Raw genomic sequence first — 22,179 nt, 5'->3', positions numbered from 1 at the left:
ATGATTTTTATGTGATAAGTCCTTAATATTTATAGGTGGTCGTAATGAAAATGAAATGGGTTCCAGACTATAATACTGGTATCGATGTGATTGACGATCAGCACAAACGAATTCTCGATTATATCAATGAAATTGATGAGATCAATGTAAATACCGACCGTGCCCGTATTAAACAGATCCTCGAAAATATTATCGATTATACCCAGTCGCATTTTACTTTTGAAGAATCTCTTCAGGAAGAAGCGGGTTATAAATACCGAGTTCCACATAAACGTGTACATGACCTGTTTATCAAGAAAATCGAGTCTTATCGTGATCGTTTTGAACTGGGGCAGTCGATTGAATCAGAACTGCATGAAGTATTATCTAAATGGTTAATCAACCATATTCAGCACGATGACGCTGATTATGTCGGCGCAGTGAAAGAAAATATGATGGGCATTATCAAAGAAAAAGAACAGAAAAAAGGTAAAAACTGGTTCGCTCGTTTCTTCTCATAATAAAAGACGTAACGAGATAACAAGAATTACAATTTAATAATAAATTTTGCGCAGCAAATCACTGTCATGGTGGTTTGCTTTTTGTTTTTGATTTTCACCGCTTCACAAGGCAAAATAGCGCTAGATTTTTATAGGAATGCATCATGCAGGACAATGCTATGTCAAAATGGTTATCACCGCTGATGGCTTTCTGTTTATCGTTTATTATCATCGCGACGCTCGCACCGATAACGGGTATACAGATTGATCGTCAGCTGGATTTCTGGATGCTCTGGTTAGCCACTATGCTGATTCTGGCGCTTCCCATCTGCTACTTGGAAATTGCTTTGGCCAAGCGCTCTAAAACAACGGCATTACAGGCACTGTCAACGCTGACCCGTGAAGCAGATGCCTCACAAAAATGGCGTATAGTCGGCTGGCTCAGTGTGATCTTTATTCCTTTTCTGGCCGGTGCCATGCTGAACAATGCCAGCAATGTTCTGGCGCTTGCTGCACTTGATCTTGCACCGAATCTTTTGTTTATAGGTCTGGTAATTGCTGCTCTGGTCTTGTCACTGCTGCCGCGTCAAATTTTGTTAGTCATTACGGCGATTGGTGTACTGGCATCTCTGATCTTGGCAAATGTGATGGGAACTGCGCTACCTGCATGGCAAGTCACGCCAGTTGAATTCTCGGAATGGGGTAATGCCACCGTATTGGCACTGGTTGCAAGTGGTCTGGGCATGGGCCTGTACTGGCAGTCTAGCCTGAGCACGGTACAACAGCAGGATGTCGCCAGCAAGACGGTCTTGCCGATCTGGATCGCACAATTGCTTGCTGTGATTGCATTTGCCTTCTTTGCTGTACAAGCACAAATCCCTGCATTTACATTGGTAGCAGCGATTGTAGCGACTGCAGCATTCATCCTGCTGATGGCACGAGAGCAGTTACAGCAACGTCAGCTTCACCCTGCGATTCAATGGGCGATTATGGCTGTGGTCACCCTGATCTGGGCCATTCCAAATGTGACACCAATGTTCAACGTAGTCTTACTACTTTGGGGCTTATTGATTTGTTTGATTTACGCGCTCTTTGCGGGCTGGATCATGAAGATCAGCCATTTACGTAAATCAATGAATTTTAGCTCTGAAGGGTTCTATAACCTGTGGCGTATTGCTGTCCGTGTGGTATTGCCTGTTTCGATTATCGTGGCGATGGTCGCTGTTCTAGGACAACTGTTCTGATGAATAATGCACTGATCTGGGTGGCCTACGCGACTCCGGAGCAACAGTTTCATCTGGCTGTACCATTTCAGCCCGGCATGACAGCATTGGATGCCATTCAGCAAAGTGGCATAGTAGAGCAGGTTACCCTACCTGAACCTTTGTCTTTGGGTATCTTCGGTGTACGCTTGCAAGATCATCAGCAGCCACTGGCAGCAGGTGATCGAGTCGAAATTTACCGAGCACTGACTATCAATCCTAAAGATATCCGACGTAAACGTGCCGAGAAAAATCCGGTGGGTCGTTATGCCAGAGGCAATCTTTTAAGAAAGCTGAAACCATCTTCCGAATAGAAAGCGGCTTGAATGAGCATTAGTTTCAATGATCTGCTCAATCAATCGACTTAATCAAAAAAGCCCCTGATGATTCAGGGGCTTTTTCATGAGAAAGCGACTATAGTGGAGGCGCATTTAAAATTGCTTCTTTTGAACCTGGTAAGCCGGGTTGAGATTCTGGAATGGTTTCCAGACCTTCAACACGTTCCACGATACCAGACTGGTTAAAGTAAATTTTCAAATGCTGGCCTTGGGCTGCCGGGATCTTGGCTTTTTTAGCGTAGGTTCCTGGGGTATAGTTATAGATGTAGTCCCAGCGTAAAGGATTCAGCGGATCGCTTACCGTTGGACTGCCCAGTAAGAAACGCACCTGTTGATGACTCATTCCCACTTGAATTTTAGCGGCTTGAGCTTGGGTTAAAGGGGTTCCTTGTGGAATATCTACTTTATAAACACCTAATGTCGAACAGCCGACGAGCAAGGAAGTGACGAATAACGTCAACATGATTTTTTGCATTTTGCTAAACTATCCCAAATTAATTATGATGCATTTGATCCAAGGATAGATCATACTGCATCTAAAGTTTGTTGCATATTCCAACTTTGATTTTGTTGAGAGACCTTTTTACATGACTATTTCAAACCAAGATTTACGAAAAGCTGGACTGAAAGTTACCCTTCCACGAATTAAAATATTAGAATTACTAGAAAATTCAAGACAACATCATTTAAGTGCGGAAGATATTTACAAGACTTTACTCGATCAGGGTGAAGATGTAGGTTTAGCAACTGTGTATCGTGTGTTAACACAGTTTGAAGCCGCGGGTATTATTGAGCGTCATAATTTTGAAAACAATCATTCCGTTTTCGAGATCATGCAGGAAGATCACCACGATCACCTGGTCTGTTTGAATTGCAGCAAAGTCGTTGAATTCATCAATGATACGATTGAAAAAGAGCAGCATGATGTTGCTGAAAAATTTGGTTTTGAATTAACCGGTCACTCTCTGAATCTGTATGGCTACTGCGATGCGCCGGCCTGTCAGGAAGTGTTTCGTAAAAAATAATTTGCACTCCGGTTGAAACAAAAAAACAGGCTTCTTGAAGCCTGTTTTTTTATGTGCTCAATCTGATCAGGACTGGCCATCAAAGGTGATATTGGAATGTGCACGTAATAAATGACTGCCGCCTTCTTCTGCCAGTTTGATTTGCAGACGTAAGTCATTGGGTGAATCCGCATGTTTCAGCGCATCTTTATAGCTGATCTGCTTGGCCTTATACAGGTCATACAGTGCCTGGTCGAAGGTTTGCATGCCCAGTTCACGGGAACGCTTCATCAGGTCCTTGATCTCATGCACATCACCTTTACGGATCAGGTCAGCAATCAGGGGGGAGTTAATCAGAATCTCAATCGCGGCACGACGACCATTGCCATCGATGGTTGGGATCAGTTGCTGTGCCACAATGGCTTTCATGTTCAGTGACAAGTCCATGAACAGCTGGTTATGCCGGTCTGCTTCAAAGAAATGAATGATCCGGTCAATGGCCTGGTTGGCGTTGTTGGCATGCAGGGTCGCAAAGACCAGATGACCAGTTTCGGCAAAGGCAATCGCATAATCCATGGTTTCACGCGAACGAATCTCACCAATCAGAATCACGTCCGGCGCCTGACGTAAGGTATTTTTCAGGGCAATTTCAAAGGAATCGGTATCAATCCCGACTTCACGCTGGGTAATGATACAGCCTTTATGCTGGTGAATGAATTCAATCGGATCTTCAATGGTAATGATATGACCTTTGGAATTTTCATTGCGATAACCGACCAGCGAGGCCAGTGAGGTTGATTTACCGGTACCGGTTGCCCCGACAAAAATAATGATGCCGCGTTTGGTCATCGCCAGTTCTTTTAGAATCGGCGGTAATTTGAGTTCATCCATGGTCGGAATCACGGTTTCAATCCGACGCAAAACCATACCCGGTTGATCACGCTGCTGAAAAGCACTGACACGGAAGCGGGCACTTTTGTCCGGTGTGCTGATGGCGAAGTTACATTCACGCGTGTCTGCAAATTCTTTACGCTGCTTGTCGCTCATGATGGAATGGAGCAGTTGTCCTACTGCCGCGCCGGGTAATTTTATCGAACCAATCGGTAAAATCTGCCCGTTAATCTTGATTGAAGGTTCGACATCGGCTGTAATGAACAGATCCGATGCTTTTTTCTCCACCATATAATCGAGTAAGCCGTTAAAATCCATGTATAAAAACCCCAATACAATTAATTTTTCTTATAAGAATGCTTCTGGCTGTTTGGCTGCAGTACGTGCCACTTGCGGGCTGATGAGACCTTTAGATACCAGCGTTTTCAGAGTCTGATCCAGTGTGGTCATGCCATAGTTGGCACCGGTCTGAATCGCAGAATACATTTGTGCGACTTTATTTTCACGAATCAGGTTACGGATTGCAGGAATACCAATCATGATTTCATGCGCTGCAACACGTCCGCCGCCATTTTTCTTTAATAGGGCCTGTGAAACCACAGCCTGCAATGATTCCGATAACATGGCACGAACCATATCTTTTTCTTCGGCAGGGAATACGTCAATCACACGGTCAATGGTTTTGGCCGCAGAGGTGGTATGCAGGGTGCCAAACACCAGGTGACCAGTTTCTGCCGCAGTTAAGGCCAGACGGATGGTTTCAAGGTCACGCATCTCACCGACCAGAATAATATCAGGGTCTTCACGCAGTGCCGAACGCAGGGCTTCATTAAAGCCATGCGTATCACGATGCACTTCACGCTGGTTGATCAGGCATTTCTTGGATTGATGCACAAATTCGATTGGATCTTCGACGGTCAGAATATGGTCATAACGGTTGTCGTTAATATAATCCAGCATCGCCGCCAAGGTGGTTGATTTACCCGACCCGGTTGGCCCTGTGACCAGTACCAGACCACGCGGATATTCACAGATGTCTTTAAAAATCTGTCCCATGCCCAGATCTTCAAGGGTCAGAACTTTGGATGGAATGGTACGGAATACTGCACCGGCACCACGGTTCTGGTTAAATGCGTTGACACGGAAACGGGCCACACCGGGTACTTCAAAAGAAAAGTCAGTTTCCAGATTTTCTTCAAAATCACGGCGCTGTTTATCGTTCATGATGTCATAAACAAGTTTATGTACTTCTTTATGTTCTAATGCTGGTAGGTTGATACGACGAACTTCCCCATCGACACGAATCATTGGCGGTAAGCCTGCAGACAAGTGTAAATCCGACGCACCATTTTTAGCAGAAAATGCCAACAATTCTGTGATATCCATAAGGTCCCCGAGTTCATTAAAATGTTAATTATTTTGATAGAATAATAAGGCTTTCCCACAGCTTAACCAACCCTTAGTTTATGGGCAAGGGAAAAAAAGATGAATGAAATGAGAACCCCATCAATGAATATGTTGCAACAGTCACGAAATCAGGTTTTAGCGCAAATTGAAACAGCCTGTGCTCAGGCCGGTCGTGAGCCAGATTCGGTGCAACTGCTGGCCGTTTCCAAGACCCAGCCGAGTGCAGTACTGGCTGATATGTATCAGGCGGGACAACGTGCCTTTGGCGAAAACTATTTGCAGGAAGCGCTGGAAAAAATTACGGCTCTAAAAGACTTGGAAATTGAATGGCATTTTATTGGCCATGTACAGCGTAACAAGACCAAACATCTGGCAGAAAATTTTGCCTGGGTGCATGGGGTGGATCGTCTGATTATTGCCGAGCGTTTATCCAATCAGCGTAGAGAAGATCAGCTCGCGCTGAATATCTGTCTTCAGGTCAATATTGATGCTCAGGATACGAAAGATGGTTGCCAACCGGAAGAAGTTACTGATTTAGTTAGACAAATCAGCCAACTGCCAAATGTGCGCTTACGTGGCTTGATGGTGATTCCAGCGCCGGGGAATCCTCAAGCTTTCATCGAGGCTAAAGCTTTATTTGATAGGGTGAAAGCTCAGCATGCGCATCCTGAAGATTGGGATACTTTAAGTATGGGCATGTCGGCCGATATGCAGGCTGCAATTGCTGCCGGTTCCAGCATGGTGCGTGTCGGCACGGCATTATTTGGTGCACGTCCTCAAAAGGATTAACAGGCGTTGTCGGGTTATTTTGAAAAAGTATGATTAAGCGTTATTCGATAACGCTTTTTTTCTTTGTGGCTCCAGCCATTTTGCCATGAGCCAGGCAAAGACAATCAGGCTGCCCATACTGCCGAGCAAGGCTAAAACAGCGCCGCCCAGACCATAAGCCAAGGTTGCCGGAACACAGCCCAGAATAAACAGCAGCAAAGGGAAATGGGTTACATACAAGGTATAGGAAAAATCAGCGGATTGTACCCAGACCGGATTGTAGTGACTGCGCTGCTGCTGGAGTTGTACCAGCCAGCAGCTAAATGCTAGGCCGATACAGAAATTAAAGAGAGTAAAATTTGCAGCGCGATATTGTCGGGCTTGATCGACGATATGAAACTGGTAAGCATCAATGCAGGCGATTAGAAATGCCAAGCCAAATAACCCCAGTTTAAGCACTTGTAACCGGTTTAGAAAATGTCGCTGGATATGACGAAATGAACAGGCAAAGGCCATCAGCCAGACCAGAAAATAAATAAAAAACTGAATATTCAGGATGGATAAAACGATTAAAACACTAAAAAAGCCGATTTTGGCTATTTCTGAATCTTTGAAAAAAGGCAGAAATCCGGCCAAGACATAGAACCAGACTTCATAACTCAGGCTCCAGAGCGGGGCATTGGCTGAAACTGTAGGCGTGATGAAGCCATTCAAAAACAGCAGAGCGCCAATAAAATCACCTGAATCGAGACCATAGTCAGTCCGGATCATCATGCCAAAACTGTTTTGAAAGGCATGGCTTTGAGTGGCAAAGAGTAGTGGTGCCAACAGATACAACAACAGGCTCAGAGCCATGGCAAACAGAAAGGGTGGCAAAATCCTGCGATAACGCTGTTGGGTATAACGGCGCAGATTGAACTGACCATGCTGATGAATATTGTGCTGGATCGAATAGCCAATCAGATAACCACTCAGAACAAAGAAAATCATGACCGCGGCCTGACCAAGCAGGCGCACCCATGAATACAGGCTGAGGTCAAAAGGGGCGATAAAGGCCTGAAAGCAATGCGTGAACAGTACAACAATGGCACTGATGCCCCGTAGGCTCTCGAGCTGTAAGCTGAAATAGGGCGAGAGCTTGTCTGGGGCAGGGTGCATCATTGTCAACCTATAATCTGAATGGTACTGGCGCCAGCACCGACTGGCTTGACCTGAATCTGTACTGGAATCCGTTCATGCATTTCCTGCACATGCGAGATTAAGACCACTTTACGACCCTGACTTTGTAAATGATCCAGTGCATTCATCACCATATGTAATGAGGCTGGATCTAAAGTACCAAAGCCTTCATCAATAAATAGCGATTCCAGTTTCATCGAACCGGAAGCCATATTGGCAATCGCCAGTGCCAAGGCCAGAGAAACCAGAAAGGTTTCTCCGCCAGATAAAGACAAGACCGGACGTACTTCGCTGTTCATGTCCAGATCAATAATCGCCAGACTCAGGCTGTCTGGAATACGGTGCAACTGATAGCGCGGTGCCAGCGGTTGCAGTTGTTGGTTGGCGTATTCCACCAAGATATCCAGATGATGTTCCTGAGCAATTTTCTGGAACTTGGTACCTTCCTTATGTCCGATTAAATCGTAGATACGGCCCCAGCGATATTCTTCGGCTTTGACCTGTTCAATCTGTTGCTGATATTTGGCATAGGTATTTTGATTATTGGCATTCATACGCAGTTTGGTATCAATCTCATTGAAGCTGTTTTGTTGCTCGGTTTTTTCCTGTGCCAAACTATTTAAATGTGCTTCCACTTCCTCAAAAGCAAGTTCAGGCTGTTGCTGGAGATGCTTCTGGTATTGATCTTCCAGCGTTTGCCAGGCAATTTTGGCATTTTCCAGTGCTTGATGTTGTGCCTGTAATTGCTGCCGGATTTGCTGATGTTCACTCAGACCAATGGTCAGACATTGTTGGATCAGTTCCGCATTAAAATGTCGATGCAGATTTTGCCATGTACGGATGGCCTGATCAGATTGTGCCTGCTGTTGAGTTAGCTGTTGCATTTGGGTCAGCAAAGCCTGTTGTTTAAGTAAAGCCTGATGCAAAGCTTGCTCATGCTGTTCATATACCTGGCGTTGTGCTTGAAGCTGGCTATTAAGCGCTTTTAACTGGGTATCCAGTTGCTGTCGCCATTCTGCTGCCAGCTTATAGGTCTGACCGGCATGTTGTTCGGTCAGCTGATTGAGTTGCTGACGTAAGTCTTTGCCTTGTTCAAGCAAATAATGGGTCTCGGCCTGTATTTGCGTATGCCGCTGCTCATGCATCTGTAGTTGCTGTTGAGCCTGATTCAGTTGCTGCTTGAAACCTTGTAGCTCCTGTTCCGCAGTTTTGACTTGATTGACAAGATGTAATCGCTGCTGCAAATGTTGTTGCAGCTGGGTACAGGCAGCAGGCGCATTCTTGTGCCAAGCGAGCTGCTGTGCTTCGGGCAGTACTGTAAGAATTGGCTCAATCAGTTGATCCAGTTGCAGCATTTTTTGCAGACTCAGTTGTAAGCTGTCGAGTTGCTGTTGCTGTTGTCGCCAGTTTTGCCAAGTCTGTTGCAGGATTTTGAACTGTTCGTTTGCCTGAGTGTGTTGCTGTTGCCATTGGCCAAGCTGTGTTTGCAGGGGATGGAGCAACTGAGCTGAATGATCAGGATTGGCTGGCTCAAGTCCTAACTCTTTTAAGTTTTGTTGTAATGTCTGGTGCTGTTCATTCAGTATCCGTTCAATGTGGATTAAACGCTGTTGTTTTTGCTCAAGGAGCATCTTGATTTTGGATTGTTGAATCTGGGTTGCTTTTAAATCATCTTTAAGCTGATTCAGTTGTTGTTGTGCCTGTTGCAGCTGTTGATCTTGCAGCTGGTTTAGCGCTGTGTCTAATAATGCTTGATGTTGGACAAACGGATGCTGTTGGCTGCCACAGACCATACAGGCTTCATCAGGTTTGAGCTGCGCGCGCAGTTCCTGCACGCTTTGGGTTTGCAGCAGGCGCTGTTGCTGCAGCATATTTTGTAGTTGTTCAAATTCCTGTTCGGTGTTGCTGACTATTTGCTGCAGTTGAATTTCCGTATGTTCAAGCTGGGTTAATTCTGTCTGTGCATGCGCTACGTCTTGTTTGAGTTGCTGTTGTTCGGCTTCCTGTTCCGCTAGACGTGCCACGTGCTGGATCAAGCCTTCCAGTTTAAGCAGCCGGGTCGAGCTCTGTTGCTGTACGGTCTGATGCTGCTGAAGTTGTTGTTCCAATTGGGCTTGATTGCCAAATTGTTGCTGCAAACTTTCGATTTGTTGAGCCAGCTGCTGCCGGGAATGTTCCAGTTCAGTACGCGATTGAGAGAGTACTGCCGGCGCCTGTTGCTGCATCTGTTGATACAGCTTCTGATAGTCTTGCAGTCGTTGCAGTGTACTTTGTGGTTCCAGATCAAACACGGCAAGATCAGCCTGCTGTTCAAGTTGCGTCAGGCGTTGCTGTTGCTGCTCGGCAGCAGATGCGAGTTGCTGTTTCGATGATTCAATCTGTTGTTGCAAGGGTTGGATATACTGCTGTGCATAGTCCAATAAATCTGCTGATTTTTTCTTATAGTCATTGCCGACCAGATGCATCTCATGATCCAGTTTTAGACCTTGTTCCAGATGCGGCTGCATGGCATGCATATGTTGAACATGGGCCTGCTGTTGTTGCTGGATCTGAGCAAGTTGCGTAAATTCAGCATCACGTTGCTGTTGTACCTGTTGCAGCTGCTGTTCGAATGATTGTTGTTGTATCGTAAGCTGCTGTTGCTGCGTGAGCATTTGATTCTGCTGGATAAACTGTTCGCGAATGCCTTGAAACTCATCCAAATGAACCAGCAACTGCTTTTGTGCGGTCAGCTTCTGATCGGCATCCAGCTGTACATCGTAAATTTCTTTTTTGGCCTGAATTTCAGTATATAAAGCATGTTTCTGCCGATGCCATTTCAGGTCATTTTCTAGTAATTTTTCACTCTGGTTAAAATGCTCAAGTATCTGGTTGAAGGCAGTATGTTGCTGTTGCAGCTGAGTAATATCGTCTTCGGATAGTAATTCCAGATGACCGAGCCAGTTTTCCAGTTCATGGCGCTTTTGTCGAACCTGACTATGCTTTTCCGCTGCTTTTTTACTGACCTCACTGAAAATCTGTGAATTGGTCAGATATTCCAGCAAGTCTGCGCGTTCATGGTCTTTGGCCTTTAAAAATGCGCCAACTTCCGACTGCGCCAGCAGTACCGCGCGGGTAAACTGTTCAAAGCTCAGGCCCAGCAGTTTTTCAATTAAGGGAGTAACTTCAGATATTTTTTGCGTTAGCGTCGTATCATCATCGATGCACTTGATAAAACGATCTACTTTTAGATTGCCATCGACTTTCTGACGTGCCCGGCGAATCTCCCAGCGTGCTGTATAGCGTTTGCTATCCAGGGCAATAAACTCCAGCTCGGCAAAACCATGCACGCAGCCACGGCGTAGAATATTCTTGGAGTCTTTAATCGAAACATCCTGACCACCGGCATCTTTCAGGCTGCCGGTCGCACCTTTTAGACGTGGAATTTCGTTATAGAGCGCCAGACACATGGCATCGAGCAGGGTCGATTTACCGGCTCCGGTTTTTCCAGTGATTGCAATCAGGCCGGCATGTGTTAAAGGGCTGGATTCAAAATCAATATGATGGGTGCCAGTGAGGGAGGCCAGGTTGTTGAGACTCAAACGTAAAATTTTCATGGCCGATCCTAGGCTTGTTGTTTCTGAGCAAGTTCGTGCTGGGCTTCAACCAGAAGTTGCTGAAAATCCTGTTGTACAGAATGATCATGTTCATAGCCCATTTTTTTCCAGATATTCAAAAACAGCGATTCCGGTGTCGGTGGTGCCAGATCAATTTTCGAATCTCCTTGCGTATGTTCGGCCTGTTGTTGATAAATCCGGCTGATGCGCAGCAAGCGGTAACGGTTGGCGGGTAAAGCCAGTTCAATTTGCTGGCGTAAATCGACTGGTGGCGGCGCATCGGTGGTGTATTCTATTTCCAGAAAATGTCGTGCCGACAGTTGTTCGATTTCTCCGGCAGGCAAGGCCTGAAGTTTAGCAATTAAATCTTCCAGTTCTTCCCGAATCCGGAACAGCTCGACGGTGCGTGGCACTTTTAGAACATCGTATTGAAAGCGCTGTTCCGGGCTTTGTTCAGGATCAATTCTGACCTCAACCACCTGATGTTGATAGTTGATTTCACTAAATGACAGCGGAATCGGTGAGCCACTATAACGGATATGCGGCTGACCAACTTTTTGTGGTTTATGCAGATGACCGAGTGCGACATAATCAATCACTTCATCAAACAGCGCCGTCGAGAGCGCTTCTTCATTACCGACAATAATTGGCCGTTCCGAGTCGGAAGTTTCGCCACCTTGCATATGTGCATGCGACATTAGAATCAGAGCTTGATGCGGCTGTTTACGGGCCTTGGCTTCGGCAATCAGTTGTTGATGCAGATAGCTAATCGCATTCTGGCTATTGCTGGTATGTTCATTCAGCCCGGTAATTTCGGCACTGCGTAAATAGGGCAGGGTCAGACACCAGGCGATGATATTTTTATCCTGATCATAAATCGGAATCAGCAAGCGATCCAGATTCAGGGTGTTTTCTGCGGTTCGGCCCACAATTCCCACAGCTTTGGCATTGAATTTAGACAGAAAAGGTTCAACCTGCTCAATCCGGTAACCGGAATCATGGTTGCCGGCAATCATCAAAGTCTGCATGTGCGGGGCCAGATCATGTGCATCGGCCAGAAACTGATACAGTTGCTTTTGCGCACTTGAGGCTGGATTGATCACATCAAAAATATCACCGGCAATCAACAAAGCATGCGGCTGTTTTGTTTTAATTTGATCGAGCAACCAAGTCAAAAACTGGGCATGTTCAAATTCACGGTCATGGTTATGGAAAAATTGCCCCAGATGCCAATCGGAAGTGTGAAGAAAATGAACTGCCATGTAGATGAACCCTGAAATGTCTGCCTTGCTACTATAGGAAAAAGCTGAGGGGAAAATCTACTTAAAAAAGATATTTCAGCGAATTGTTGCTGATGTCAGGCTGAATTTATTTTAATCAGTAGGCAAAATAGCAGGATAGTCATGTCTAAATCACCCAGTCTTAAACAGTCATGCAATTCATCAGGCTGAAAAATCGGAATTTTAAAAAATAAAAACCGACGATTCGAGTGATGTGAAATCGTCGGTCAAATTTGTGTTACATGAAGATTTTGGCTGCTATTCAAAATTTCCCTGTACACTGGACTTATTGCTTTAGCTCTAAGGTCAGCAAAAATTCGTGGATGCCAGTCCAAATTTTTGTACCTTGTACCCTATATAACGTCACCTTCTGGCCGATGGTTGACAATAAAATGAAAAAAAACCTGTTTTTTTTTATACTAGCTTGCTGAATATCACCGAGTGATTCCTATGTTGCCTTTAACCCGTTATTTTATCTGGTTTTTTATTATCTGCTTTATTTTTACCTGCATTTGCGGGGTGCTGGCAGCACTGATGCCAACGGGGATGGGCGCCGTACTGACGGTTGTTCCTTATCTGGTTGCCATGATCTGGATCTTATTTAAGTTTTTAAAACAGCAAAAACGTGCCCCAACGCAGTCGGAACGTAAAAAATTCACTTTGGGTTTTAGCCTGATCTATTGGGGTTATAACCTGCTATTTCTGTTACTTGGTATTCTGATTGCCACGCGCTCTAATCCAAATGCCTGGCAGGACTTTTTGCTATATCTACAGCAGCCACAATTTATAAGTATTGTGCTGATCATGTTCTTGCTGATCGCGATTCCGTTGTATCTATTGACTTACTGGTTCTATGGCAAGCAGGCACAGCGTATGGCAGATCAAATGTTTGGCAATTCGCCGCAGGCCTGAGAGGTAGGTGGCTTTATGACGATTGATCTTTATAAATTGATCGCATCAGGCAGGATACAAATTCACCACGACAAAGAGGGCATTGATTGAAAAATCTCAGAATAAGTTGCGTATAATTTAAATAGAAAAAATAACAGGGCTAAGAATGACTTATGGATAAACCTGTAGTGCTGGTGACCGGAGCGAGGGGTTTTATTGGCAGTCATCTGGTACGTTTTTTATTAGAACGTGATTATCGGGTGATTGGGCTGACCCGCCGCAAGAATCAATCTGAACCTCATCCAGATTTTCACTGGATTAACCAGCTGGATGAATTAAAACAGCCTCAGATTGATTATGTGATTAATCTGGCTGGCGAAAGCATCGGTCAGGGACGCTGGACAGCAGCGCGTAAAAAGAAATTGCTGGATAGCCGTTTAGACACCACCAAACAGTTATTTGACTATTTAGAAAAATACCAGATCAAACCGAAACGGATTATTTCGACCTCGGCCGTTGGTTATTATGGTATTGACCCGAGCGAGCGCTGGGAGCAGGTCTATACGGAACAAAGCCCGCCACAAGATATTTTTATGTCTGAGCTCTGTGCGAAGTGGGAACAACTGGCTTTGTCCTATAGCAGTCAGGACACCAAAATTGTTCGCTTTGCTGTGGTCTTCGGCAAAGGTGATGGAATTCTGCCGCAGATGTTATTGCCGATTAAACTGAATCTGTTCGGGCGGATTGGTCATGGGCGTCAGCCAGTCACTTGGGTGCATTTAGAAGATGTATTGCGTGCGATTGAATTCTTGATGCTTGAAACGACGACCGGGCAGATTTTTAATGTGGTTGCTCCGGAAAAAGTCAGTCAGGCACAGTTTGCCCGGACTGCTGCACAGCTACTGAAACGCAAACCTTTACTGCCACTGCCAGCATGCAGCTTGAAAATGATGCTGGGAGAACAATCGCAACTGGTCTTGAACGGTCAGTATGTACAGCCTCAAGCTTTACAGGATGCGGGCTTTCAGTTTGATTATCCAACCTTGAAAGAAGCGCTGCATAATATCCTAAAGCACTAAAGCACTAAAGCACTAAAGCACTAAAGCACTAAAGCACTAAAGCACTAAAGCACTAAAGCACTAAAGCACTAAAGCACTAAAGCACTAAAGCACTAAAGCACTAAAGCACTAAAGCACTAAAGTGCTTGGTTCCGATAGACGGGCCGGAGCATAGGGCTGTGGATCTACAATGGTCGGCGTTTGTTCAAGCATCAATTGAGCGAGTAATTTGCCTGAGGCTGGGGCCATGCATAAGCCATTGCGGAAATGGCCAAAATTGGCCCAGGCATTTTGCAATTCGGGGATTTTGCCAATATAGGGAATACCATCGGGTGAGCTGGGTCTTAATCCGGCCCATTGCTTGACCAGCGGAAAATCCGCCAGTTCCGGCACCATCTCCAGACAAGCCTGTAGAATATCTTGCCGGATTTCAGCAGAAGGCGAGGTGTCAAAACCGACCTGACGTATACTGGAACCACATACAACATGTCCGTCGCGCCGTGGAATCAGATACATGACCTTGTTCATGCACATGCTCGGTAGCCAGTTTTCTGGGGTTTTAAACAGCAGCATTTGTCCTTGCACCGGTTGTACCGGAATTTCACAGCCAAGCTGTTCTGACCAGCCTGCAGACCATGCGCCTGTGGCGATTACAAACTGATCTGCCTGAAAATGTTGACCACTTGCACTAGACACACTCGTTACCCAGCCTTGCTGAATATTGAGCTGAGTGATTTTACAATGTTCTTGCCAGGTGACATGCGGATGCTGTTTTAAATAGCTGATGACCGACTGTAATAGTCGCGGATTGCGGATATTGGCCAGTTCGGGAAAGTAAATCGCCTGTTGGAACTTGCGCTGATCAATTCGGGGATTGATTTGTTGTAGCTGAGTCTGATCAAGCAATTCGGCCTGTTGCTGAGGGTCCTGATATTTTTCCGCATAGCGCAAGCCAAGCTCAAAATCATCTTCATCAAAAATCAGCATGCCTGTTTCATGAATCTGGAAATCGATACCGGTCACTGGCTGCAGTTTTTGATTCCAGTCCTGATAGAGCGGTTTGGCATGCCGGGCCAACGTATTGACTGCAGCGGGGTAGCGCCAGGGATACATCGGAGAAAGAATCCCGCCTCCGGCCCAGGACGCAGCCTTCCCGGCAACTTGCTGATCAAAAATCGTGACAGAACATCCCTGTTCAAGCAGTTCCAGCGCCGACATCAACCCGGTGATGCCAGCGCCGATAATGGCGATATGCATTGCGCCGAAATCCTTTTACTTCATGTCTTTCAGTTTAAGCGCAGCTTCTTCGGCAAAGTAAGTCCAGATGCCATCGGCACCGGCGCGGCGGCAGCTCATCAGTGATTCAATAATCACGCTGTCAGATAACCAGCCATTTTGAATGGCAGCGGCCAGCATCGCATATTCACCACTGACCTGATAGACAAAGGTTGGTACACCAAAAGTGTCTTTAACTTCACGGACGATATCCAGATAAGGCATGCCCGGTTTGACAATCACCATGTCTGCGCCTTCCTGAATATCCAGCGCAATTTCATGCAGTGCTTCGGCACGGTTACCGACATCCATCTGGTAATTGTATTTATTGCCGCCTTTTAAATTGCTGGCAGAACCGACTGCATCACGGAATGGACCATAGAAGCTGGATGCATATTTGGCTGAATAAGCCATGATTGAGGTATAGATATGCCCATTTTGTTCAAAGGCCTGACGAATTGCACCGATCCGGCCATCCATCATGTCACTTGGGGCAAATACATCTGCGCCTGCTTCGGCATGGCTGAGACCCTGTTTAATCAGACATTCGACCGTTTCATCATTTAAGACATAACCGGTCTCATCAATAATGCCATCCTGACCATGCGTGGTATATGGGTCGAGTGCACCATCAGTAATCAGCACCATTTCTGGCAGTTCCTTTTTTAATAAACGCAAAGTGCGTTGGACCAGACCATCTTCGCGCCAAGCCGCTTCGGCGGTCAGGCTTTTATCTTCTTGTGGTGTGACTGGAAACAGTGCCAGTTTGTTGACGCCCAGTTCCAGCAGACGCTCTGATTTTTTTAACAGCAAGTCTGCTGACAGGCGCTGGATATTCGGCATACTGGGAATATCTTGGCTCTGGTTTTGTCCCGGCAGTACAAATACTGGATAAATCAGGTGATCTGCACTGAGATGCGTTTCACGTACCATAGAACGTAAATGCTCATTTTTACGAATACGACGCATGCGAGTTGCAGGAAACGCGGGACGATTGAACGTATAGGTCATAAAAATCTCAGCAATCAGTATTAAACTAGGCACCTATTGTAGCCCTAACTGAAATTTTTGGGCATAAATTAGCGGTTTTTTATTGCGGTGGATTTGAGCAGAGTGATGACTAAGACAGAGAAAAGCTGGACAGGTAATATACACTTGGGGGCAAAGGTGGATATTGATGTGGTCTTAAATCAGTTGGTACATGCTTTTAATAGCTCTCCTTTTTTTAAGCATAATGGTATGAGCATGCGGGTGGTGGAAGGCCAGATCGAAGCCTATGTCGAAATGCAGGATTTTATGATTGGTAATGTCGCGTTTCAAATTTTGCATGGCGGTCTTGCGGCCACGGTACTCGATAGTGTCGGTGGAATTGTAGCGATGGGGGAGTTATATAAAAAAGCCGAACCTGAAACCATTGCCGACACCATTAAAAAAGTCTCGCGTTTGGCGACAGTGGATATGCGGGTGGATTATCTGGCACCCGGGCGCGGTAAATATTTTATCGCGCGGGCAGAAACCTTACGTTTGGGGCGTAAGGGCTGCACCATGCGTATGACCATGATCAATGATGAAGATAAGCCAATTGCTACAGCGATTGCATCTTATGCTTATTGAGGGTAAGAGATAGAAAATAAAAAGCACTGTTTAACAGTGCTTTTTTAGCTTTCGACCTTCAGATCGATACAGGTTATAGATCTGATTTGGCCCGTTTTAAGGCCTTCTGCCATTTGGCTAAATGAGCTTCACGCTCATCATTTTGCATTTTCGGTTCAAAGGCATGTTCAAGTTGCCAAGACTGCGAAATTTCCTCCAGACTGGAAAATATTCCGGATTTTAATCCGGCCATGGCGGCTGCCCCCCAAGCGGTAGACTCCAGCATTTTCGGACGCAGCACCGGCACATTGAGAATATCTGCCTGAAACTGCATCAGCATGTCATTGCTACTGGCACCGCCATCGACCCGTAATTCTTTTAAAGGGTGGGCAATATCGGATTGCATTGCACTGAGGACATCCGATACCTGAAAAGCGATTGATTCTAAGGCTGCTCGGGCGATATGCGCTTGAGTCGTACCACGAGACATGCCACAGAGCAGGGCACGCGCTTCACTGTCCCAATGCGGCGCGCCAAGTCCGGTAAAGGCCGGAACCAAAACCACGCCGTCGGTATCCTCAACTTTACAGGCCAGTTTTTCGATATCATTGCTTTTTTGAATAATCCCGAGACCATCACGTAGCCATTGCACTACCGCACCCGCCATAAACACGCTGCCTTCCAGTGCATAGGTGGTTTGACCCTGCGCTTGCCAGGCAAGGGTAGAAAGCAGTTTATTCTGACTGAGCTGGATGTCTTGACCGGTATTGAACAGCATAAAACAGCCGGTGCCATAGGTATTTTTTGCGCTCCCCACTTCAAAACAGGATTGACCAAACAGTGCAGATTGCTGATCACCTAGAATACCGGTAATGGGGATATTGGCACCGAGTAAACCTGAAGCGGTGTCAGCGATATAATTATCCGAGGAAATAATTTTTGGTAAGACCGAAGCAGGAATATGAAACAGCTCCAGCAGTTCTTCGTCCCAAGTTTGTTGATGCAGATTCATCAGCATGGTACGGGAAGCATTGCTGGCTTCAATCACATGTTCTGCGCCTTGAGTCAGGTTCCAGATCAGCCAGCTATCGATAGTACCAAAAGCGACATGACCCTGTTCAGCCAGTTCACGTACGCCTTCTACATGCTCCAGAAACCAGACCAATTTTCCTGCACTAAAATAAGGATCAATCCGTAGACCGGTTTTCTGCTGAATTTTGCACATCCAGCCCTGTTCAATCAGCTGGTTACACCAGTCAGAAGTTCGACGGTCTTGCCAGACGATGGCCGGCGCGAGCGGTTTACCATTTCTTCGATCCCAAACCACCGTGGTTTCGCGCTGATTGGTCAGACCAATGGCTTTAATATCTTTGGCGAGAATACGCGCCGTAGCAAGCGCTTGCTGTACCACCGCAATCTGCGTGCTCCAGATTTCCTGAGCATCCTGTTCGACCCAACCTGAATGTGGCGTCTGAATATGGGTTTCACGTTGAGCCGTTGCCTGAATTTGTCCATGTTCATTAAAAATAATAGCCCGACTCGATGTGGTTCCTTGATCTAGGGCCAGTAAATAGCTCATAATTTTTCTGTTATTCGGCTTGAAAAGTAAAATATTAGCGCAATAATGTAATTAAGCGCATCAAGTTGTGTAAATGTTTAGAAAATGCATCGTAATTTTTGACATCTATGCTATGATTGCCTTGTACTTTGGGGGTGTTTCTGGCTTCGACGCTGGTGATGAAACTCATAGATGCATGCCGAGAGCGCATTTTCTCTCGTAAATCAAATTTGCATTTTTTAGTCGCAAACGACGAATCATACGCTCTAGCTGCCTAAGGGCAGCTTGTCCGCCTCTCCGAATACTTGTGGTTAGAGAGTCCGACTGAAGCGCACGCACACAAGTCCGTATAAAGCCAAGCCTCGGGGCTTTGTACTAAACTAAGAGGATCGCGATTTGTATCCTGTTCGTCGGGTCACAAAGAGTTAAAACAATAGACGATATCTAAGCATGTAGTATTCTCGAGCGTAATGCTGGCGGACGCGGGTTCAACTCCCGCCACCTCCACCAAAATTCTTTCCGAAGTAATCCGTCGGAATATAAAAAAGCCTTTAAACTCAATGTTTAGAGGCTTTTTTTATGCCTGTTTGTCCGATATTGTCTGATCTCATTTGACCTCATATTTGCTCTTTGTGGGTCAAAATTGGGACAATTTGATCCACTAAATAAGTTAATTATGTGGGACAAAGATATGTCGCTTACCGATGTGCTGTGTAAAAAAGCATTACTGCAGGAAAAACAGTACCGCCTTTCTGATATTAATGGTCTGTCTTTACGAATCGATCCGAATGGTAAAAAATATTGGAATGTACGCGTCACTGTCCATGGTGAACGTAAGTCTGAATCGCTTGGTTCATATCCAGATGTAAGCTTAATAAAAGGCAAGGGAGCTTGCATATGAGCTTAAGCATCGATTCTCACGTTTAGTGCTGCATGAAGAATTAAAGCCATATTTCAAAGAAGTTGCAGAAGATTGGTTCAATAATCAAAAAGAAACCTAGTCATCCAAACATATTAGTAATGTTCGAGCTAGTACAGCATTACTGACAACGAGTTAAACGGACACCATCCCCATTAAATTACTTACCTGTTCGGAGATTTTCACGTATTTTCTGGATTTTTATTTTAATTAGTAGCGACCGGCAGTAGCATAAAAATTTCTTTTGGATTGTTTGAGGCAGAAAATCAGTAGCATATGCCATCCGTAGATCCAATACACGGACCACTAAAGCGCTGAGTATATTCATTACTTAACTCTTTCTGAATCCATTCTACAAATTTTTCAATCAATGGTGAATTTTCCTGACTAGAATGCATTAAATAATAAGCGCGCTTTTTTTCGAGTTTTTTGGTGGAAACCATAACAAGCTCACCTTTCTGTAACTCTTTTTCAATCAGCATCTGTGGAATTAGTGCCATTCCCATACCATGATTGGCTGCAACTGCTAACATTGAAAATAATTCATGTCGTTGGCCATGATTGGGGGTTGGATGTTTTATAGGATAGAGATTAAACCATTCCTCCCAAATATGTGGTCTTGTCGTTTGCTGTAATAAAGGGAGCTCTATTAATTGTTGTGCACTTAAATCAAAGCTATTGATATTGATCATAGTCGCATCTGGAAAATAGTGTTTGATTAAGCTAGGTGCACATACCGCAACCACATCTTCATGCATTAAAAAGTGACTGTATGTGCCAGGCCATTGTTCAACTTGTTGAGGGGTGCCTGCATAAATAGCAGCATCTAAAATATGGTCATTAAATAAAAAAGGTCGTGTGCTCGTTTCTAAATGGATCGTAATTTCAGGATAAAGCTGGTTAAAGCTGGGTAATTTGGGTAACAACCACCGGGTAGCGAATGTTGGTACCACACCTAATTTTAGAGTACCTCCTTGTCCTTTATGTGCAATGACATCCAGAGTGGTTTGTTCCAATCCCTTTAAATAATGAGTGATACTTTTGTAATATTGTTTATCCTACATAAGTTAATTCTACGCCATGACGAGTGCGGGTAAATAAGAGAGCATTTAAATAATTTTCTAATTGTTGTATTTGTCGAGAAACCGCACTTTGACTTAGAAATAGTTCTTGTGATGCATGCGTATAACTCGCATGCCGTGCTGCCGATTCAAAGCATAAAAGTGCTTGTAGAGGCGGAATTTTACGGCGCATAAATTCATCCTTGAAAATATTAAGATATTAATAAATTACATATCAGTATTCTTTGACTATAAGACATTAGTGTTAAAATTGCCCCAATAGGTCAGTCATTTATATTTGAGAGTTGTTAATTTTAATAAGATATGCGGTTTTTGCATAACTGCATGCATATTTATTGTTTGAAAGAAAGATTATTCACGCATACAGTCAGTTCCAGAATAATACAATGTATGGATATAAGGGACTGGTAGGACACTATGAATCAGATGGTAAATACGAAGAAAGTAAAGCAATCAAATTTTAATTGGCAAGACCCGTTTTTAATCGAACAGCAATTGACCTCAGAAGAGCGCATGATTCGTGATGCTGCAGCTGCTTATTGTCAGGATAGCTACACTGGCCAATCAGGGTATGAATTATCTCACCACTGGCGTATCTCCAAAGCGCATGGGAAATAATCATCCTAATATCGTGCCGTATCAAACCTTTAAGGCCAAAGATAAAGAATTTATTATTGCTTGTGGTAATGATAAGCAGTTTAAAGATTTATGTATCGCCATTGAGTTGCCTGAATTATTAGAAAATAAAAAATTCCAGCGTAATCAGGATCGGGTTAAGCATCGTGATGAATTGATTCCATTACTGTCAGAATATTTCTTGGCTAAAAATGCACAAGATTGGGTGGCGGCCATTCATGCAGTAAAAGTACCGGTCGGGGTGATTAACTCAATCGAAGATGCATTGAATGAGCCACAAATTAAATCGCGTGATATGGTGGTGGATGTTGCACATCCGTTGAATAGTCAGTTTAAAATGATTGGTTCACCGATTAAGTTATCCGATACACCGGTTGAATATAAGCACGCTGCGCCACAATTGGGTGAACATACTGGGAAAATTTTATCGCAATTTAAAACCCGAGAAGAACTGGCGGTATTACATGCTAAAGGCATTATTGATGGTTCGAGCTAGTACACTTTAATTTAATTATTCTTATCATTTAAGGACTTAGTTAGAAGATATTTATAGGCTTGTCGATAGTTTCAAGTGTTTTCTATACAAACTAAGGAATAGTTGCAGCAAGTAAATGAGGGAATAAATGGAGCTGAAACAATTAAGATATTTTATATCTATAGTCGAATCAGGAAGCTTAGGTAAGGCAGCTCAAAAATTGGATGTTGGAACTTCTGCCCTAAGTCAGCAAATTGCTAAACTCGAAGATGAATTATCGACACGTTTAGCCCTCTAGCTTATATATTGAATACAATTTGATAAGGTTTAAATCCTCCGATCACCGCTTCAGAAATCAACTTGAACCGTACCGGGTTTGTCGGAGACTTTTTTATTTAAGTTAGGCCACCTGACCTAACGGATTAATCTTATCATAGTACATTGCTTCAAACTCAAAAGGCGATACATAACCCAGTGCACTGTGTACA

Annotated in this window: 17 protein-coding genes, 1 other RNA gene and 5 pseudogenes; 13 read left to right on the top strand and 10 right to left on the bottom strand. The window is 44.6% G+C overall.

Annotated elements, in window-relative coordinates; all coding sequences use genetic code 11:
- Positions 1-44: 44 nt before the first annotated feature.
- From FTV48_RS09325 to FTV48_RS09315, 3 genes are all read left to right on the top strand, one after another.
- A complete protein-coding gene (locus FTV48_RS09325; RefSeq protein ID WP_005096048.1) occupies positions 45-500 on the top strand; it encodes a bacteriohemerythrin in 456 nt (151 codons plus the stop codon).
- A gap of 143 nt (positions 501-643) precedes the next feature.
- Positions 644-1,723, top strand: a complete 1,080-nt coding sequence (locus tag FTV48_RS09320; protein ID WP_180000111.1) for a hypothetical protein — start codon at positions 644-646, stop codon at positions 1,721-1,723.
- The gene (locus FTV48_RS09315; protein WP_005096050.1) at positions 1,723-2,055 is read left to right on the top strand and encodes an RnfH family protein; all 333 of its coding nucleotides are present in this window, start codon (positions 1,723-1,725) and stop codon (positions 2,053-2,055) included. Before FTV48_RS09320 ends, FTV48_RS09315 begins: the two co-directional genes overlap by 1 nt.
- A 100-nt stretch (positions 2,056-2,155) precedes the next feature.
- Here FTV48_RS09315 and FTV48_RS09310 read toward each other — a convergent pair whose 3' ends face one another.
- On the bottom strand, positions 2,156-2,554 hold the full coding sequence (locus FTV48_RS09310) for an outer membrane protein assembly factor BamE (RefSeq protein ID WP_004279275.1): 399 nt from the start codon (positions 2,552-2,554) through the stop codon (positions 2,156-2,158).
- A gap of 112 nt (positions 2,555-2,666) precedes the next feature.
- On the opposite strand from FTV48_RS09310, the gene fur reads away from it, so the two are divergent.
- Positions 2,667-3,104 carry a ferric iron uptake transcriptional regulator gene (gene fur / locus FTV48_RS09305; protein WP_005096051.1) on the top strand — a complete coding sequence of 146 codons (438 nt, stop codon included), beginning with the start codon at positions 2,667-2,669 and terminating at the stop codon, positions 3,102-3,104.
- A 66-nt stretch (positions 3,105-3,170) separates the two neighbouring features.
- Here the strand turns inward: fur and FTV48_RS09300 are convergent, their stop codons facing one another.
- The gene (locus FTV48_RS09300; protein ID WP_005096052.1) at positions 3,171-4,292 is read right to left on the bottom strand and encodes a PilT/PilU family type 4a pilus ATPase; all 1,122 of its coding nucleotides are present in this window, start codon (positions 4,290-4,292) and stop codon (positions 3,171-3,173) included.
- A gap of 30 nt (positions 4,293-4,322) precedes the next feature.
- On the bottom strand, positions 4,323-5,360 hold the full coding sequence (locus FTV48_RS09295) for a type IV pilus twitching motility protein PilT (RefSeq protein ID WP_004279279.1): 1,038 nt from the start codon (positions 5,358-5,360) through the stop codon (positions 4,323-4,325).
- 123 nt (positions 5,361-5,483) lie between these two features.
- Between FTV48_RS09295 and FTV48_RS09290 the strand changes: the two genes are divergently transcribed.
- Positions 5,484-6,170 carry a YggS family pyridoxal phosphate-dependent enzyme gene (locus tag FTV48_RS09290; protein WP_005172317.1) on the top strand — a complete coding sequence of 229 codons (687 nt, stop codon included), beginning with the start codon at positions 5,484-5,486 and terminating at the stop codon, positions 6,168-6,170.
- A 33-nt stretch (positions 6,171-6,203) separates the two neighbouring features.
- Here the strand turns inward: FTV48_RS09290 and FTV48_RS09285 are convergent, their stop codons facing one another.
- The 3 genes from FTV48_RS09285 to FTV48_RS09275 are packed head-to-tail and all read right to left on the bottom strand — an operon-like array spanning position 6,204 to position 12,186.
- On the bottom strand, positions 6,204-7,307 hold the full coding sequence (locus FTV48_RS09285; protein ID WP_034609103.1) for an acyltransferase: 1,104 nt from the start codon (positions 7,305-7,307) through the stop codon (positions 6,204-6,206).
- Between the two features lie 5 nt (positions 7,308-7,312).
- Positions 7,313-10,924, bottom strand: a complete 3,612-nt coding sequence (locus tag FTV48_RS09280) for an AAA family ATPase (RefSeq protein WP_180000109.1) — start codon at positions 10,922-10,924, stop codon at positions 7,313-7,315.
- Between the two features lie 8 nt (positions 10,925-10,932).
- Positions 10,933-12,186 carry an exonuclease SbcCD subunit D C-terminal domain-containing protein gene (locus tag FTV48_RS09275; RefSeq protein ID WP_180000108.1) on the bottom strand — a complete coding sequence of 418 codons (1,254 nt, stop codon included), beginning with the start codon at positions 12,184-12,186 and terminating at the stop codon, positions 10,933-10,935.
- Positions 12,187-12,654: 468 nt separating this feature from the next.
- Here FTV48_RS09275 and FTV48_RS09270 point away from each other — a divergent pair, with 468 nt between their 5' ends.
- Both FTV48_RS09270 and FTV48_RS09265 read left to right on the top strand, forming a co-directional pair.
- A complete protein-coding gene (locus tag FTV48_RS09270; RefSeq protein WP_005096058.1) occupies positions 12,655-13,116 on the top strand; it encodes an ABZJ_00895 family protein in 462 nt (153 codons plus the stop codon).
- 152 nt (positions 13,117-13,268) lie between these two features.
- Positions 13,269-14,174, top strand: coding sequence for a TIGR01777 family oxidoreductase (locus FTV48_RS09265; protein ID WP_005096059.1), 906 nt, complete (start codon positions 13,269-13,271; stop codon positions 14,172-14,174).
- Between the two features lie 108 nt (positions 14,175-14,282).
- On the opposite strand, the gene thiO is transcribed toward FTV48_RS09265, so the two are convergent.
- Together thiO and hemB are read right to left on the bottom strand one after the other, a co-directional pair.
- Positions 14,283-15,410: a glycine oxidase ThiO gene (gene thiO / locus FTV48_RS09260; RefSeq protein WP_100328912.1), complete on the bottom strand. Its 1,128-nt coding sequence runs from the start codon at positions 15,408-15,410 to the stop codon at positions 14,283-14,285.
- 15 nt (positions 15,411-15,425) lie between these two features.
- Positions 15,426-16,439 carry a porphobilinogen synthase gene (gene hemB, locus FTV48_RS09255; protein WP_005172298.1) on the bottom strand — a complete coding sequence of 338 codons (1,014 nt, stop codon included), beginning with the start codon at positions 16,437-16,439 and terminating at the stop codon, positions 15,426-15,428.
- Between the two features lie 105 nt (positions 16,440-16,544).
- On the opposite strand from hemB, the gene FTV48_RS09250 reads away from it, so the two are divergent.
- Positions 16,545-17,042 (top strand): thioesterase family protein, encoded by a 498-nt coding sequence (locus tag FTV48_RS09250; RefSeq protein WP_005172294.1) that lies wholly within the window; start codon positions 16,545-16,547, stop codon positions 17,040-17,042.
- A gap of 73 nt (positions 17,043-17,115) precedes the next feature.
- Here FTV48_RS09250 and glpK read toward each other — a convergent pair whose 3' ends face one another.
- Positions 17,116-18,600: a glycerol kinase GlpK gene (gene glpK, locus FTV48_RS09245; RefSeq protein ID WP_180000106.1), complete on the bottom strand. Its 1,485-nt coding sequence runs from the start codon at positions 18,598-18,600 to the stop codon at positions 17,116-17,118.
- A gap of 130 nt (positions 18,601-18,730) precedes the next feature.
- On the opposite strand from glpK, the gene ssrA reads away from it, so the two are divergent.
- Positions 18,731-19,089, top strand: a transfer-messenger RNA (tmRNA) gene (ssrA, locus tag FTV48_RS09240).
- Positions 19,090-19,270: 181 nt separating this feature from the next.
- Positions 19,271-19,577, top strand: a pseudogene (locus FTV48_RS09235) (Arm DNA-binding domain-containing protein); the annotation flags it as partial.
- A gap of 187 nt (positions 19,578-19,764) precedes the next feature.
- Here the strand turns inward: FTV48_RS09235 and FTV48_RS09230 are convergent.
- Positions 19,765-20,752: pseudogene (locus tag FTV48_RS09230) on the bottom strand (LysR family transcriptional regulator).
- A 245-nt stretch (positions 20,753-20,997) separates the two neighbouring features.
- Between FTV48_RS09230 and FTV48_RS09225 the strand changes: the two are divergent.
- The 3 pseudogenes from FTV48_RS09225 to FTV48_RS09215 all read left to right on the top strand — a co-directional run.
- Positions 20,998-21,129: pseudogene (locus FTV48_RS09225) on the top strand (acyl-CoA dehydrogenase); the annotation flags it as partial.
- Positions 21,113-21,712, top strand: a pseudogene (locus FTV48_RS09220) (CoA transferase); the annotation flags it as partial. The pseudogenes FTV48_RS09225 and FTV48_RS09220, both read left to right, overlap by 17 nt.
- 127 nt (positions 21,713-21,839) lie before the next feature.
- A pseudogene (locus FTV48_RS09215) lies at positions 21,840-21,980 on the top strand (LysR family transcriptional regulator); the annotation flags it as partial.
- Between the last annotated feature and the right edge of the window lie 199 nt (positions 21,981-22,179).

This window comes from Acinetobacter sp. YH18001 (assembly GCF_013416975.1).
In the GTDB taxonomy this organism is placed as follows: Bacteria; Pseudomonadota; Gammaproteobacteria; order Pseudomonadales; family Moraxellaceae; genus Acinetobacter; species Acinetobacter pseudolwoffii.
Note: the sequence above shows the minus strand (reverse complement) of the source record. Positions and strands in the feature narration are given on the sequence as shown.

Excerpts from the sequence above, each read along its gene's own strand:
- FTV48_RS09325 (WP_005096048.1), top strand. The coding sequence starts at position 45 with ATGAAAATGAAATGGGTTCCAGACTATAATACTGGTATCGATGTGATT.
- FTV48_RS09320 (WP_180000111.1), top strand. The coding sequence starts at position 644 with ATGCAGGACAATGCTATGTCAAAATGGTTATCACCGCTGATGGCTTTC.
- FTV48_RS09315 (WP_005096050.1), top strand. The coding sequence starts at position 1,723 with ATGAATAATGCACTGATCTGGGTGGCCTACGCGACTCCGGAGCAACAG.
- FTV48_RS09310 (WP_004279275.1), bottom strand. The coding sequence starts at position 2,554 with ATGCAAAAAATCATGTTGACGTTATTCGTCACTTCCTTGCTCGTCGGC.
- fur (WP_005096051.1), top strand. The coding sequence starts at position 2,667 with ATGACTATTTCAAACCAAGATTTACGAAAAGCTGGACTGAAAGTTACC.
- FTV48_RS09300 (WP_005096052.1), bottom strand. The coding sequence starts at position 4,292 with ATGGATTTTAACGGCTTACTCGATTATATGGTGGAGAAAAAAGCATCG.
- FTV48_RS09295 (WP_004279279.1), bottom strand. The coding sequence starts at position 5,360 with ATGGATATCACAGAATTGTTGGCATTTTCTGCTAAAAATGGTGCGTCG.
- FTV48_RS09290 (WP_005172317.1), top strand. The coding sequence starts at position 5,484 with ATGAATATGTTGCAACAGTCACGAAATCAGGTTTTAGCGCAAATTGAA.
- FTV48_RS09285 (WP_034609103.1), bottom strand. The coding sequence starts at position 7,307 with ATGCACCCTGCCCCAGACAAGCTCTCGCCCTATTTCAGCTTACAGCTC.
- FTV48_RS09280 (WP_180000109.1), bottom strand. The coding sequence starts at position 10,924 with ATGAAAATTTTACGTTTGAGTCTCAACAACCTGGCCTCCCTCACTGGC.
- FTV48_RS09275 (WP_180000108.1), bottom strand. The coding sequence starts at position 12,186 with ATGGCAGTTCATTTTCTTCACACTTCCGATTGGCATCTGGGGCAATTT.
- FTV48_RS09270 (WP_005096058.1), top strand. The coding sequence starts at position 12,655 with ATGTTGCCTTTAACCCGTTATTTTATCTGGTTTTTTATTATCTGCTTT.
- FTV48_RS09265 (WP_005096059.1), top strand. The coding sequence starts at position 13,269 with ATGGATAAACCTGTAGTGCTGGTGACCGGAGCGAGGGGTTTTATTGGC.
- thiO (WP_100328912.1), bottom strand. The coding sequence starts at position 15,410 with ATGCATATCGCCATTATCGGCGCTGGCATCACCGGGTTGATGTCGGCG.
- hemB (WP_005172298.1), bottom strand. The coding sequence starts at position 16,439 with ATGACCTATACGTTCAATCGTCCCGCGTTTCCTGCAACTCGCATGCGT.
- FTV48_RS09250 (WP_005172294.1), top strand. The coding sequence starts at position 16,545 with ATGACTAAGACAGAGAAAAGCTGGACAGGTAATATACACTTGGGGGCA.
- glpK (WP_180000106.1), bottom strand. The coding sequence starts at position 18,600 with ATGAGCTATTTACTGGCCCTAGATCAAGGAACCACATCGAGTCGGGCT.